Genomic DNA, 14,679 nt, shown 5'->3' with positions numbered 1-14,679 from the left:
GAATGGCTTACACGAATTTCAAAGTTGAAACCGACGTCGATGGCATCGCTCTCGTTACCTGGGACATGCCTGAAAAGTCGATGAATGTCTTCACCGTCGAGGCGATGCAGGAATTGAATTCCATCATCGATGCGGTGACCGCTGACGACAAGATCAAGGGTGTCGTTATAACATCCGGTAAGGATACCTTCTCCGGTGGCGCCGACCTGACCATGCTGGAAGGCATGTTCAAGGAGTTTCAGAAGCAGAAGGCCAAGGACCCACAAGGCGCGGTCCAGACCCTGTTCGACAATGTCGGCAAAATGAGCGGCCTTTTCCGCAAGCTTGAAACCTGCGGCAAGCCTTGGGTTTCGGCCATCAACGGCACCTGCATGGGCGGTGCGTTTGAAATGTCGCTCGCCTGCCATGCCCGCGTGGCATCCGATGCTCCGGGCGTGAAGATGGCCCTGCCGGAAGTGAAAGTCGGCCTGTTTCCGGGGGCTGGCGGTACGCAGCGCGTTCCGCGCCTCGCCAACCAGCAGGATGCGCTCCAGATGATGACGACGGGTTCCAGCCTGACGGCGCAGCGCGCCAAGGCGATGGGTCTCGTCACCGAGATCGCTCCGGCCAAGAAGCTGGTCGAAACTGCAAAGAAGCTCATCAAGGGCGGCCTCAAGCCGGTTCAGCCTTGGGATGAAAAGGGCTTCAAGCTGCCGGGCGGCGCGATCTATTCGGCTGCTGGTGCGAACCTTTGGCCTGCTGCAACGGCAATCCTGCGTCGCGAAACGTCCGGCAATTATCCGGCGGCACTCGCTATCCTGAAGTCGGTTTATGAAGGCCTTCTGGTTCCTTTCGATACCGGCCTCAAGATTGAGCAGCGCTACTTTACCGAAATTCTCCAGACGACCGAAGCGGGCATGATGATCCGCTCGCTGTTCGTGTCGTTGCAGGAATTGAACAAGGGCGCGCGTCGTCCGGTCGATGAAAAGCCGACCAAGCTCAAGAAGATCGGCGTTATCGGCGCGGGCTTCATGGGTGCAGGCATTGCTTATGTGACGGCGAAGGCTGGCATTCCGGTGGTGCTGATCGACCGCGATCAGGAATCTGCCGACAAGGGTAAGGCACACGCCGCTGACCTTATCGCCAAGGAAATGCAGAAGGGCCGCGCCACGGAAGCGGACAAGGAAAAGCTCCTGTCGCTTATCACGGCAACGCCGGATTACGCGCTTCTCGAAGGTGCCGATCTGGTGATCGAGGCCGTGTTCGAGGACCGCGAAGTCAAGCGCGTGGCGACTGAAAAGGCCGAGGAAGTGCTGAAGACTTCTGCGGTTTTCGCGTCGAACACCTCGACCCTGCCGATTACCGGTCTTGCGAAAGTCTCCAAGCGTCCGAAAAACTTCATCGGCATTCACTTCTTCTCGCCGGTCGACAAGATGATGCTGGTGGAAGTGATCCTCGGCAAGAAGACCTCGGACAAGGCATTGGCCGTAGCCCTCGATTACGTGCGTGCAATCAAGAAGACGCCGATTGTCGTCAACGACACGCGTGGCTTCTACGTCAATCGCTGCGTGCTGCGCTATATGTCGGAAGCCTACAACATGCTTGTTGAAGGTGTCCCGGCTGCGATGATCGAGAATGCCGCCCGCATGGCCGGCATGCCGGTTGGACCGCTTGCGCTCAATGATGAAACGGCTATCGATCTTTCACAGAAAATCCTCAAGGCAACGCTTGTGGACCTCGGTGAAAAAGCCGTTGATCCGCGCCATGTGGAACTGGTGGATCGTCTTGTCAACGAGTTTGACCGCAAGGGCCGCAAGAACGGCAAGGGCTTCTACGATTATCCGGCAAAGCCCGCCAAGAAGCATTTGTGGCCGGGCCTCAAGGATCTCTATCCGCAGCAGAATCCTGACAAGATCGATGTGAAGGAGCTGAAGGAACGCTTCCTCGTCACCATCGCTCTGGAAGCTGCCCGCGTGATGGAAGAAGGCATCGTCACCGATCCGCGTGAAGCGGATGTCGGCTCCATCCTTGCCTTCGGTTTTGCGCCTTATACAGGGGGTACGCTGTCCTATATCGATGGCATGGGCGCGAAGAAATTCGTCAAGCTCGCCAAGGACTTGCAGAAGAAATACGGCCAGCAGTTCAAGGCGCCGAAGCTACTTCTCGAAATGGCCGAGAACGGCGAAAGCTTCTATCAGCGCTTCAACCCGTACAAGACGGAAATGAAGAAGGCAGCGTAAGCTCCCTCCTTCGCAAAATCATCAGGCGCGGCATGTTTCATGCCGCGCTTTTTGTTTGCGTGATCCGCTTTTGCTGAAATGACATAGCCTGAAAATAAGAAAATTTTCCCTGTTAATTCAGCCGTCTTGCGTAATTATAGCTTTTTCGGTAGGTTGAAGCCGAAGATGGGACGGAAATTAGGTTTAAAATCCTTTGAAGCATATCTTTCCTGATGGGGACTGTTCAGGAAGATATGTTGGAACCTACGTGGCGGATCATGACTATGTTTTCTCACGAGAGCGTGTGGGCGGCCATCGATGCCCTGGCTGAACGTCATTCCCTGAGTGCGTCCGGGCTGGCGCGTCGGGCAGGGCTGGACCCAACGACCTTTAACAAATCCAAGCGCTATGCTTCCGACGGGCGCGCGCGCTGGCCTTCGACGGAATCGCTCGCCAAGGTGATGGAGGCAACCGGCTCGACCTTCGATGAGTTCACGCGGCTCATTCAGGGCGAAAACCGCACGCCGCAATTCGGCGAATATACGCAGGACATGCAGTCCATTCCATTGCTCGGCATGGCCGAAGCCGGTGCGGGCGGCTATTTCGACGATGCCGGTTTCCCGGCGGGGCAAGGCTGGGACATTGTGGAATTTCCCGCCGGATCGGGGGAAGGTGTGTATGCGCTGGAGGTTTCGGGTGACTCGATGTTGCCCCTTTATCGTGATGGCGATACGCTGATCGTTGCACCCAATAACGCCATTCGCCGGGGCGATCGCGTGGTGGTGCGAACGAAAGACGGAGAAGTGATGGCCAAGATCCTGCATCGCCAGACGCCGCGAACCATTGAGCTTCACTCGCTCAATCCCGAACATCCGAACCGCATCTTCGAGTCGAAGGATATCGAATGGGTCGCCCGCATTTTGTGGGCGAGCCAGTAATGGCGCAATCGCAGGACAGAAGCCATGCGCGCGCCGTTTTCGGCGGTCTGGCTGGCATAACAGGCGCAGTTCTGGTCGCAGCCTTCGTGGCGCCGTTCTATGGCGCGCTGGATCGACCTGTCGTCGTCATCCATTCCGGTGACACGCAGACCGGCTCCGGTACGGGCAACGGCATCGTTGTCGAACAGTTTGACTATAATGAACCGGGAACACCGCCTGAAACGGGCAATGTACCGGAGGGGACCTCACCGCAGCCGGGCGAGGGCGCACCCGCTGAAGGGCAGTCGCCTGCATCGCCGGAAAACGGCACGGCTAACGATCAATCCAATGAAAGTGACATGCAACGCGAGGCACCGCGTCCCCCGCTGAGCGATCTTGGTCTTGCATCCACGCCCAAGCCGCCGGAGCCGCCTGCACCGGCCACACCTGTCGATGCGGGCGAACAGATGCAGCTTTTGCAGCGTCCTGTCGCGGTGGCCGCCGGACGGCTGGAAAGTCAAGGCCGCATGATCGAACTGCAGGGCATCGAAATCGTGCCGGTGGAACAGACATGCCAGACAGCTTCCGGCGAAAGCTGGCCATGCGGCATGCAAGCGCGCACTGCCTTCCGGCAATGGCTGCGCTCCCGTGCCGTCATGTGCCGCCTGCCTGAAAACGACAGCGGTGCGGCAGTCGCAACCGAATGTACGCTGGGCAATGAAGATGCAGCCGCATGGCTCGTCGCCAATGGCTGGGCGAAGGCTGTTCCGGGCGGTGCCTATGACGAAGCGGGCCGCAAGGCCGTGGAGGCTCGCCTCGGTATCTTCGGCGACAAGCCTGATACGTCGCTGCCCAATCCGGAGCCGGATAGCGGCAATATGATGGATAATCCTTCGCCGCTGGCCCCTGAAACGGAGCCGCAGCCGTCTTCGCCGTCCCCACAGACGCAGGGTGAGTTTCCGCCTGCGCCGCCCGCACAATAGAGCGGCCGAATTGAGAGCATTTCCAGCAAAAGTGCGTAGCGCCTACGCGGGGAAATCAATCCACTGGACTGATTTCTGATCCCGCTTCGATGCGTCGGACAATGCGTCGAAACAAATAGTTAGAGCGGTTCCGGCAACTCCGTTTGAACTGGGACTGCTCTAAATCAAACCATCATCCCGTTCTGGGCGGCAACCAAGCCTTATCCTGAGCCGGTGCGAAGCAGCGTGTCAAAGGGTCGGGCCGAAGGGTCGGGCTTGTGCTTTCTGAACTCTCGTCCTTCGACAGGCTCAGGATGAGGGTGTCGGTACAAAACAATAAGGGCGGCTCGAAGCCGCCCTTATTGTTTGAATTCATTGGTCTGGGTTAGAGCAGGTCTTGATGTCTACGCCAGTTCGCCAGCCAGAGCCTTTTTGATCAGCGCGCGGGTTTCGTCGACGCCGTAAAGTGCGACGAAAGAGCCGAAGCGCGGTCCGCGTTCCTGGCCGATCAGCACTTCATAGAGCATCTGGAAGAAGGAAACCGAAACACCGGGACCGCCTTCCGGGCTCTTCTTGGTGTGGTCCTGATAACGCTCGATGGCGCGGGCAACATCGAGAATGGCATTCTGGATGTCGTTGCCATCGCTGCCGGCAGGCAGCGTTACAAGCTTGGCATCCAGCGCTTCGAGCGCTGCGCGCTCTACATCGTCAGGCGCGCGGAACTGCTTGGTCGGCTTCACGAAATCGTTGAAGTAACGGATCGCATAGCCGACGAGCGCGTCGAGTTCCGGGTTGTTTTCCGGCGTGACGCCCGGCACATGGCGTGAGATGAAGCCCCACAGCACAGCCGGATTTTCGGCATTCGATGCACTGACCAGATTGAGCATCAGCGCGAAGGTGACCGGCAGGTTCACCTTCGGCGGATTGCCGTAATGAATGTGCCAGACCGGATTGTTCAGCCGGTCCTTCCATTCCTGACGCTCATAGGCCGAGAGATAGGTGAAATATTCGTCCACCGCCTTCGGAATGACATCGAAATAGAGACGCTTGGCGGTCTTCGGCTTCTGGAAGTTGTAGAGCGCAAGGCTTTCGGTCGGCGCATAGGCCAGCCATTCATCGATGGAAATGCCGTTGCCCTTGGATTTGGAAATCTTCTGGCCAAGCTGGTCGAGGAACAGTTCGTAGACGAAATGTTCCGGCGCGCGACCGCCGAGGATTTCGCAAATGCGGTCATAAACGCCCGCATTGGTCTGGTGGTCCTTGCCGAACATTTCGAAATCGACGCCGAGCGCTGCCCAGCGCATGCCGAAATCCGGCTTCCACTGCAGCTTCACCTTGCCGCCTGTGACGGACAGGGTGGTTTCAACGCCGTCTTCATCGTCGAACGTGATGGTGCCAGCCTTGGCATCCACGCTCTTCATCGGCACGTAAAGCACGCGGCCGGACTTCGGCGAGATCGGCAGGAACGGGCTGTAGGTAGCCTGACGCTCTTCGCCGAGTGTCGGCAGCATGACCTTCATGATGTCATCATAGCGCTCGACGGCCTTGAGAAGCACGGCGTCGAACTTGCCGGACTTGTAATACTCGGTCGCGCTGGCGAATTCGTAATCGAAGCCGAAAGTGTCGAGGAAGCGGCACAGCATGGCGTTGTTGTGATCCGCAAAGCTCTTGTAGTCGCCGCCGAACGGGTTCGGAACGGTCGACAGCGGCATTTGCAGATAGGGCTCAAGAGCTGCCTTGTCCGGCACATTGTCCGGAATCTTGCGCATGCCGTCGAGATCGTCCGAAAAGCAGATCAGGCGCGTCTTGACCTTGTCTTCGGTCAGGATGCGGAAGGCATGGCGCACCATCGAGGTGCGCGCCACTTCGCCGAACGTGCCGATATGCGGCAGGCCGGAAGGACCATAGCCGGTCTCGAAGATCACTGTCTCCGGCAGGCCGGTCTTTGCATAGCGCTTGAGGATTTTCTTCGCTTCTTCAAAAGGCCATGCTTTCGCTTCCGCAGCCGCCACGGTCAGTTCCGGGGTCAGCGTGATTTCGGGAAGGCGGTGCGAGGTCATGGTTCAATCCTGTGAAGGGGGCTACTCGTTAAAACTTACGCGCAAGTGAGGCGCATACTGCTCTATGGCGCGGCAACCACTGTCCGTCAACGGTTGCGACCGAATTTCCTTGCGCAACGGGATGCGGCTTCCTAACTTTCAAACCAATTTGGGCCGTTGGAGTTGATTCCGGCCATTGTTGTGCAGGAGTACGCGATGAAAAAGATCACCCCGCAGGATGCACTCGTCTATATCATGATTACGACGTCTGCAGCCGATACCACCATGACAGATGCCGAACTGGAATCCATCGGAAATGTGGTGACGCGCCTGCCGGTTTTCCGTGGTTTCGATACCGGGCGTCTGCCGCAGCTTGCCAATGATTGCTATGCGCTGCTGGCCTATGAAGATGGTCTGGAGAAGATTCTCGACCTCGCTCACGAAGCCTTGCCGGAACGCCTCTACGATACGGCCTATGCGCTGGCTGTCGAGGTGGCCGCCGCCGATCTGCATGTGGAGCAGGAGGAGCTGGAGTTCCTCCAGATGTTGCGTGACCGCTGGACGCTCGATGAGCTGACCGTTGCCGCCATCGAACGCAGCGCCCGCGTGCGGTTCCGCAAGCTTGATCCTGTCGTTTAGAGCGCGTTTCGATCTGATTGGATCAGCTCGGCGCTCTAACTTCTTCTATTTCAAGCATAATCTTATCGATCCTCGTTTCATTCCGGTCGGATTATGCTCTAGGGTCAAAACCCAATCAGACTGTTGATCATATTGGTTCTCCGTGGTTCACTGCCTTCTACAGCAGGAGTTTTGGACCATGGCAGGAGAATTCTGGCTTGATGAGCAGCAGTGGGCAGTGATTGCGCCACTGCTTCCGACCAACCAGCCTGGTGCTCATCGCACCGACGATCGCCGGGTCATCAGTGGAATCATCCACGTCCTGCGATCGGGTTGCCGATGGCAGGATTGTCCAGCCTGCTACGGACCTCCAACCACCGTCTACAATCGCTTCCATCGCTGGTCAGCCAAAGGAATATGGCGGCGGCTGTTTGAAGCTTTGGTGCAATCGACTGATCGGGACATCCATATGATCGACAGCACCACCGCAAAAGCACACCGCTCTGCCGCTGGCGGAAAAGGGGGGCCGATGCCGAAGCAATCGGTCGCTCGCGAGGCGGCAGATTGACAAAAATCCATGCTGTTGTCGATGGTTGTGGCCGTCCAGTCGCGTTGCGAATAACGCCAGGGCAACGCGGCGACGCCCCTGTTGCCATTCCACTGCTCGAGCCTTTGCCTTGGACACGCCTCTGTGCAGCAGACACTGCTTACGACAGCGACGCTTTGCGAGACTTCCTTGCAATGCGAGGCACGCAACCGGTCATTCCCAACAATCCAACCCGAAAGCGGATCAGGCCGTTCGGCCCCATCGCCTATCGACGGCGAAATATCATCGAACGCACCTTCTGCCGCCTCAAGGATTGGAGGCGCGTCGCGACACGATATGACAAGCTCATGATTAACTTCGCCGCGACCTGCTACATCGCCGCCATCGTCACATGGTGGATCAATTGAGTCTGGAGCCTAGCTGTCTGGTTGTGAGACCTCATTGGCATAATAAAGCACATCATCTACTTTGGCCATGAGTTCGTCGTCAATTGCGGGTTTGTAAACAGGGTTGGCGAGGCGAGCGTTCTTCTCAATATGTTGCTTTACTTTGTCGACGGGCGACATTCCCGAAAGAACCCGCTGTCTTCGTCGATTGTAGGCATGGTTGAAGCCGATGAGCAGTGTTTCGAGATCTGCATGGCCGGCGACATTGATACCGAGAACTTCGCTCGCGACACGACCGTTAAAGCGTTCCACCATGCCGTTAGTCTGGGGCGTATATGGCTTTGTCGTACGGCGGATGACTTTGAGTTTTGCGCAGGCTTCTTCGAAGGCATCGGCGGTGAAGCATGATCCGCGATCAGTGAGCACATGCGTGATGCGGAAGGGAAACGCCTTTCGTGTCTGGCTCAGGAAGGCAACTGCATTGGCTGCATTTTCAGCATCGTAAACGGCCAGATGTACGAAGCGCGAACAGCGATCGATTGCAACATAAAGATAACGCTTGCGTATCTCTCCATCTGCGGTCCGCAGCTTCGGTAAATGTTTGACGTCAATATGGACGTAGCCCAGATCATATTCGCGAAAGCGGCCCTGTCCTTTGGTCGGAAGGGTTGATGGTTTTGCGGGACGCCTGTTCAGACCTTCAGCCTTCAGGACACGATAGATGTTGTCGCGGTTGAGATGCGGCAGAAAGTGGCGAAGGACGAAAGTCAGATCATCCAGTGGAAAGCCCGTTGCGCGTCGCACCGCGCAGATGATGGCACGCTCTTCCTCCGTGACGCGCCATGGCAAACGCTTTGGACGGCTCGAGCGATCCTGGACAGCATGCTCTCCCCGTTTGCGCCATTTGCGCACTGTTTCATCGCTGATGCCATAGCGTCTGGCGATGACACTTGTCGGCTCCGTTGATCGGGCGATCTCTGCTCGTACTGCAGGGGTCGTTCGCGCTTGAGGATGGATTTGCATCATCACAGGGCCTCATTAATCATGGTTTCGAAACGCCAGGCATTTTCAGCAATAGCCCATCCTACCTCATCCCAATGATGTTCCGCAACCAAACAGCTAGAGCGCGTTGTTTCAGAGCGAGAAATGCAAAACGGGCGGAAAATCCGCCCGTTTCCTTTATGGGGTTCAGGAAAATCAGCACACGACCGGGAGCCGTCGCGCCTTGCGCCGTTCCAGAGCGGCACGCATGATGCGGGCAGCTTCTGCAAATGTCGGCGTTTCCTTCCAGTGTTCGGCATGAATGATGCCGGTCGGGACGATATCCTTCAGCGCTTCCAGCGTGTGGCGCGGCACCATATCGGTGCAGTTCCACAGGCGACGAAAGACGACGCTGATCCGTGTAACCTTGCCGTTGACCTGAACGGACGGTTCGGTCGTTTCCAGAGCCCAATCTTCATAGGCATCGACCGCATCCTGGAATGCATGATGCAGATAGATCGGTGCGTGACCGTCATGAAGCGGGGGCAGCAAACTAGACATTTCTGTTTCCTCTCTTCCAATGTGGTTTAGCCTTAGAGCGCATCCCGAAAAGTGTGAAACGGTTCTCGGAACAAGATGCGCGAGTAACTAGGGGGCATTTGTTGCCTGGGAAATGAATTGGGGCGAACAAATGCATTTAAACAAGAGCCATGAATTGCTCTTCAGTGGTCTATGTGTGCCGTGTCGAAATGGAAGCTCACGGAATACGACAACACATAATTAACCATGATCTACGGAAGAAGGCCTGTTTGGCAAGAGGCGATTTTCTTTAAATAAGCTTTTATCGGAAAAATAATTCAAACGCATAGGTTGAAATACTGCAATAATAAGCTAGCAAATCATTGAAATATTATTTTTACTTGACGGTTAAAGATCCCGAAAAACGATGTTTTTTTCGATATTTATTGTTCGGGTGACAGGTTTTGATCCTGTCAAATTCGGATGACTGGTATAAAAAAGTCAGAGAATGAAAATGTGATTGCGGGGCAATGGATATGGCTCAACTGGTTCTGTCGCGTAGGGCTTTTCTGGCGGGATCGACCGCTTTGGCCGCTATCGCCATCTGGCCGCAACGGTCGAATGCGGCTGGTGAGGCGCAGAAAGGCGGGCGGCTGGTCGTGGCCGCAGATTCAGAACCACGCAATCTGAACCCGGCCATCGTTGCGTCCAACGGTGTTTTCTTCGTCGCGAGCAAGGTGGTCGAGCCTCTGGCGGAAGCGTCTTTCGAAGGCGAAAATGGTCTCACGCCACGGCTTGCCACGAGCTGGGAAGGTTCGACCGACGGGCTGACGGCAACGTTCCACCTGCGCGAAGGCGTCAAATGGCATGACGGCAAGCCGTTTACATCGGCGGATGTGGCATTTTCGGCCATGGAAGTCTGGAAGCCGCTGCAAAACCTGGGACGTGTTGTGTTCAAGGCGCTGGAGAAGGTTGAAACGCCGGACGATCTTACCGCCATCTTCCATTTCTCCGAGCCGACGCCCTTCCAGCTTATCCGTAATGCCTTACCGGCATTGACCGCAGTGCTGCCGAAGCACGTCTTTGCGGGCAGTGATATCATGGCCAATCCTGCCAATGAGAAGCTCGTCGGAACCGGTCCGTTCAAATATGCCGAGCACAAGACCGGAGAATATTACCGGCTGACACGGAACGATGATTATTGGGGCGAGGGTGAGCCTTATCTGGATGAGATCGTCTATCGCGTGTTACCGGACCGTGCCGCAGCGGCAGGCGCGCTGGAGGCCGAAGAAATCGATCTTGCCGCTTTTTCCGCCGTGCCGCTCGCCGATCTGGACCGGATTTCGAAGGTTCCGGGCCTGACGGTGATTTCGAAAGGCTATGAAGCGCTGACCTATCAGCTTGTGGTGGAGATCAACCACCGCCGCAAGGAGCTGGCGGACCTGAAGGTTCGGCAGGCGATCGCTCATGCCATCGACCGCGATTTTGTGGTGAAGACGATTTTCCTCGGTTATGCCAAAACCTCGACCGGTCCTGTGCCGCGTTATGACAGCCAGTTTTATACCGATGACGTGCCGTCCTATCCGTTCGACGTCGCGAAGGCGAATGCGCTTCTGGACGAGGCTGGCTACAAGCGGGGCAAGGACGGCACGCGCTTCGCGCTCAAGCTTCTTCCTGCGCCCTATTTCAATGAAACGAAACAGTTCGGCGATTATCTGCGTCAGGCGCTTGCTGCTGTCGGCATCGATGCGCGCATCGTCAATAATGATTCCGCCGCGCACCAGAAGGCAGTTTACACCGATCATGACTTCGATCTGGCGATTGCACCGACGGTTTATCGCGGCGATCCGGCCATATCCACGACAATTCTGGTCGAAAGCGGTATTCCGGCAGGCGTGCCGTTTTCCAATCAGGGCGGCTATGCCAATGCTGAACTGGACGCGCTGATCGCCAAAGCCGCACGCGAAATCGATGAGAAAAAGCGCACGGCGCTCTATCATCGGTTCCAGCAGATGGTGGAGGCAGATTTGCCACTGATTAACGTGGCGGAATGGGGTTTCATCACCGTTGCCCGTGACCGCGTGAAGAATGTTTCCAACAATCCTCGCTGGGCTGTTTCCAACTGGGCGGATACGTGGCTGGAACAGTGACGAACCTTTCCGATTGATTGTATCCTGTCATCGTGAAACAGATTCTGGCCCTTCTCCGCAAACGACTGCTCGGCAGCTTCATCGTGCTGCTGATTGTCATTGTCGGCTGCTTTTTCCTGGTAGAAAGCGCGCCGGGGGATGCCGTTGACGCCTATGCCGTGACATTCGGCGGCGATGCGGCAACGATTGCCGAAATGCGCGCGCGCTGGGGGTTGGATCAATCGGTCTGGCATCGGCTCGGGGCCTATCTGGCAGCGCTTGCGCAGGGTAATCTCGGCTGGTCCGTCAGTTTCAACCGGCCCATTCTCGACGTCATTCTGGAACGCTTGCCCAACACGCTGCTTCTGATGGGGGCGGCGACTGCCTTGTCTTTTGCCGTGGGCTCGCTCCTCGGGATTGTGGCAGGTGCAAAGCCCAGAAGCTTTCGCGACCGGTTTCTCTCCGTTGCATCCCTGGTCCTTTATGCGATCCCCGGTTTCTGGCTGGCGCTTGTGCTGGTCATCCTGTTTTCGATCAGGCTGCGCTGGTTGCCGTCGAGCGGCATTGAAACAATCGCTTCCGGCAAGCATGGGCTGGCGCGGGCTGGCGACATTGCAGTTCATCTGGTGCTGCCGGTTGTTTCGCTGGCGGTGATCTATCTGGCACTTTACTTGCGGGTCATGCGCGCCGCCATGGCCGAGACATGGCGTATGGATTTCGTGCGCGCCTTGCGGGCAAGGGGCATTTCGCATTCGCGCATTGTCCTGCGCCACGTGGCGCGCAACGCCTTGCTGCCGCTCGTCACCGTGCTGGGCCTGCAGGCCGCATCCATGCTCGGCGGCAGCGTGGTGATCGAAAGCGTTTTCGCCGTGCCGGGTCTGGGGCGACTGGCGCAGGAGGCTGTCGCAAGCCGTGACACGCCGCTTCTGCTCGGCGTCATTCTGGTCAGCGCCATCATGGTGATCGTGGTCAATTTCCTTATTGACCTGATCTATCTCTGGCTTGATCCACGTATCGCGACGGGGGGCGGCAGGGCATGAGCCGCTCTAAACGTTATTTCAGAACGGGTGAAGGTATAACAGGTACAATCCTGCTGGCGCTGCTCGTGCTGGCAGCAGTTTCAGCGCCTCTTCTCTTTCCCGCCGATCCTTTAAGCATTGTCTCAACGCCCTTGCTGCAACCCTTTGACAATACAGATTTTATCTTCGGGACCGACCGGCTTGGACGCAATGTTCTGGCTGAACTTTTCTACGGCGCGCGCACATCGCTTGGCGTTGGGCTGGCCGCTGCCTTGGCCTCAATTATCCTCGGCAGTATCATCGGGACGCTGGCCGGTTTTGCGGGCGGTATCGTCGATGAAGTCCTGATGCGGATCACGGAAGCCTTCCAGACCGTGCCGGGCTTTCTGCTGGCGTTAGCGCTGGTCAGCATTGCCGGACCGACACTGCCGGTGCTGATTGCCGCGATTGCGCTTTCGAGCTGGACGCAGGCTGCGCGCCTCACGCGCGGGCAGGTGCTCACAATCCGCGAAAGCGACTATGTGGCTTCCGCCCGTGTCATCGGCATGCATCCAATGGAAATCGCTTTCCGCCAGATACTGCCCAACGCTCTGCCGCCGGTTCTGGCGCTGGTGCCGGTGGTCGTCGCTTCCGCCATATTGATCGAAGCGGCTCTGTCCTTTCTGGGGCTGGGCGATCCGAACCGCGTCACCTGGGGCGGTATGATCGCCGAGGGGCGTACGGTCCTGCGTTCCGCACCCTGGCTTTCGATCCTGCCGGGACTGGCCCTGGCATTGACTGTTGTGGGCGTCTATCTGGCGGGCGAGGGACTGACGAACGCCTTGTCCCGGCGCGAGGTGCAGTCATGACGGTGATCGTCCGGCTGGAACAGCTTTCCGTGCGCTATGGCCGTGAAATTGCGCTGGAGACTATCGACCTCGATGTCCTTCGCGGTGAAACACTGGCGATCATTGGCGAAAGCGGCTCGGGCAAAAGCACGCTGGCGCTGGCGCTGGCCTCGCTCCTGCCGGGCAATGCTCGCATTTCGGGCAATATGGAATGGGCAGACGGTAAGCCGCTACCGGGACGCGACATTGGCTTCGTGTTTCAGGACCCGGCATCGAGCTTCGACCCACTGATGATGGTGGGCGCGCAACTTGTCGAGACCATTCGCGCCCACGCAAAAATTGACCGAGCGGCAGCGAAAGCCAAAGCAGTAAGTCTTTTACAGCGCGTTCACATTCCGCAACCCGAAGCAAGTTTTTCGCGCTATCCGCACCAGTTTTCGGGCGGGCAGAAACAGCGCATCGCGATTGCGCTCGCTATTGCCGCCGGTCCCCGCCTGCTGATTGCCGACGAGCCGACAAGCGCGCTCGACACCATCGTGCAGAAGGAGATTGTCTCACTCTTGCGCGAACTGGTGCATGCAGACGGGATGACGCTGATTTTCATCACTCATGACATCGCACTGGCATCGGGACTGGCTGACCGCATCGCGGTTTTCCGGCGGGGTGTGCTGGTGGAACTTGGCCCCGCTAGAACGATCATTTCTGACCCACAAACAGATTATACGAAGGCGCTGATCGCTGCCGTGCCGGTGCTGGAGGCAGCCCATGAGACGTCCCATGGCTGATCCGCTTCTGAAAGCCGACAATCTCAGCTTGCGCTATGGCGACGCCCTTGCGCTCGATGGTGTCAGCCTCACGATCCGGCAGGGCGAGACATTGGCGCTGGTTGGCCCGTCCGGCAGCGGCAAGTCCACGCTGGCGCGCGCTCTGCTGCGGCTTCATCCGCTTGAAAGCGGCACAATCCGCTTCGAAGGTAAGGACTGGCTGGCGCTCACAGGTGCCAATCTCCGCAAAGAGCGGGCGCGTATGCAGATGGTGTTTCAGGACCCGCTCTCGGCTTTCAATCCGCGTGCGAGCGTCTACGATCTCTTACGCGAGCCGCTGCGCATCCACGGGCTCAAGCGCGATGTTGCGAGCCTTCTGCAAACGGTTGGGCTTGATCCGGCGCTGGTGCGGCGCGGCGTCCACGAGATTTCCGGCGGGCAGCGCCAGCGTGTCGCGATTGCGCGGGCGCTTGCAACTGCTCCGTCGCTGATCGTGCTGGACGAGGCGGTCTCGGCGCTCGATGTCACCGTGCGCGGCGCCATTCTCAACCTGTTGCGGGATATACAGAAAGCCGATCAGACGGCTTATCTTTTCGTCACCCATGATCTAGCGGTCGCGGCACAGATGGCGGACCGTATCGCCGTGATGGAGCGCGGGCAGATTGTTGAATGCCGCCCGACGCGTGAACTGATAACGGCACCGCAAGCGCCCGTCACTAGAGCGCTTATCGAAGCGGTGCCACGTCTCTCAGTTTAGAGCGGTTCCGGTTTAA

The 14,679-nt window shown here is 57.6% G+C and carries 13 protein-coding genes; 10 read left to right on the top strand and 3 right to left on the bottom strand.

Annotation, left to right across the window (positions count from 1 at the left end):
• The first annotated feature begins 2 nt into the window (after nt 1-2).
• From MKS82_RS21680 to MKS82_RS21670, 3 genes are all read left to right on the top strand, one after another.
• On the top strand, nt 3-2,219 hold the full coding sequence (locus tag MKS82_RS21680) for an FAD-dependent oxidoreductase (RefSeq protein ID WP_109989379.1): 2,217 nt from the start codon (nt 3-5) through the stop codon (nt 2,217-2,219).
• Between the two features lie 263 nt (nt 2,220-2,482).
• Nucleotides 2,483-3,136 (top strand): S24 family peptidase, encoded by a 654-nt coding sequence (locus MKS82_RS21675; RefSeq protein ID WP_109989380.1) that lies wholly within the window; start codon nt 2,483-2,485, stop codon nt 3,134-3,136.
• Nucleotides 3,136-4,098: a thermonuclease family protein gene (locus MKS82_RS21670; RefSeq protein WP_109989381.1), complete on the top strand. Its 963-nt coding sequence runs from the start codon at nt 3,136-3,138 to the stop codon at nt 4,096-4,098. Before MKS82_RS21675 ends, MKS82_RS21670 begins: the two co-directional genes overlap by 1 nt.
• 383 nt (nt 4,099-4,481) lie before the next feature.
• On the opposite strand, the gene MKS82_RS21665 is transcribed toward MKS82_RS21670, so the two are convergent.
• A complete protein-coding gene (locus MKS82_RS21665) occupies nt 4,482-6,137 on the bottom strand; it encodes a lysine--tRNA ligase (RefSeq protein ID WP_109989382.1) in 1,656 nt (551 codons plus the stop codon).
• A gap of 195 nt (nt 6,138-6,332) precedes the next feature.
• On the opposite strand from MKS82_RS21665, the gene MKS82_RS21660 reads away from it, so the two are divergent.
• Together MKS82_RS21660 and MKS82_RS21655 are read left to right on the top strand one after the other, a co-directional pair.
• Nucleotides 6,333-6,755: a tellurite resistance TerB family protein gene (locus MKS82_RS21660; protein ID WP_061346917.1), complete on the top strand. Its 423-nt coding sequence runs from the start codon at nt 6,333-6,335 to the stop codon at nt 6,753-6,755.
• Nucleotides 6,756-6,933: 178 nt separating this feature from the next.
• A protein-coding gene (locus MKS82_RS21655; RefSeq protein ID WP_109989383.1) for an IS5 family transposase occupies nt 6,934-7,688 on the top strand; the annotation gives its coding sequence in 2 pieces (ribosomal slippage) (nt 6,934-7,264 and nt 7,264-7,688; 756 coding nt in all).
• Between the two features lie 9 nt (nt 7,689-7,697).
• On the opposite strand, the gene MKS82_RS21650 is transcribed toward MKS82_RS21655, so the two are convergent.
• On the bottom strand, nt 7,698-8,693 hold the full coding sequence (locus MKS82_RS21650) for an IS481 family transposase (RefSeq protein ID WP_240579215.1): 996 nt from the start codon (nt 8,691-8,693) through the stop codon (nt 7,698-7,700).
• Nucleotides 8,694-8,864: 171 nt separating this feature from the next.
• On the bottom strand, nt 8,865-9,209 hold the full coding sequence (locus tag MKS82_RS21645) for a hypothetical protein (RefSeq protein WP_109989564.1): 345 nt from the start codon (nt 9,207-9,209) through the stop codon (nt 8,865-8,867).
• Between the two features lie 494 nt (nt 9,210-9,703).
• On the opposite strand from MKS82_RS21645, the gene MKS82_RS21640 reads away from it, so the two are divergent.
• Genes MKS82_RS21640 through MKS82_RS21620 form a run of 5 tightly spaced genes read left to right on the top strand, consistent with a single transcriptional unit; the run spans nt 9,704 to nt 14,663 of the window.
• On the top strand, nt 9,704-11,317 hold the full coding sequence (locus MKS82_RS21640) for an ABC transporter substrate-binding protein (protein ID WP_109989570.1): 1,614 nt from the start codon (nt 9,704-9,706) through the stop codon (nt 11,315-11,317).
• Between the two features lie 17 nt (nt 11,318-11,334).
• Nucleotides 11,335-12,336 carry an ABC transporter permease gene (locus MKS82_RS21635; protein ID WP_109989563.1) on the top strand — a complete coding sequence of 334 codons (1,002 nt, stop codon included), beginning with the start codon at nt 11,335-11,337 and terminating at the stop codon, nt 12,334-12,336.
• Nucleotides 12,333-13,163: an ABC transporter permease gene (locus MKS82_RS21630; protein WP_109989562.1), complete on the top strand. Its 831-nt coding sequence runs from the start codon at nt 12,333-12,335 to the stop codon at nt 13,161-13,163. Before MKS82_RS21635 ends, MKS82_RS21630 begins: the two co-directional genes overlap by 4 nt.
• Entirely contained in the window at nt 13,160-13,927 is a 768-nt protein-coding gene (locus tag MKS82_RS21625; RefSeq protein ID WP_109989561.1) for an ATP-binding cassette domain-containing protein, read from the top strand. Before MKS82_RS21630 ends, MKS82_RS21625 begins: the two co-directional genes overlap by 4 nt.
• Nucleotides 13,920-14,663, top strand: a complete 744-nt coding sequence (locus tag MKS82_RS21620) for an ABC transporter ATP-binding protein (RefSeq protein WP_109989560.1) — start codon at nt 13,920-13,922, stop codon at nt 14,661-14,663. Before MKS82_RS21625 ends, MKS82_RS21620 begins: the two co-directional genes overlap by 8 nt.
• The last annotated feature ends 16 nt before the right edge of the window (nt 14,664-14,679 follow it).

Source organism: Ochrobactrum sp. A-1 (genome assembly GCF_022488005.1).
Classification (GTDB): Bacteria; Pseudomonadota; Alphaproteobacteria; order Rhizobiales; family Rhizobiaceae; genus Brucella.
This window is presented reverse-complemented; position numbering and strand designations above follow the sequence as displayed.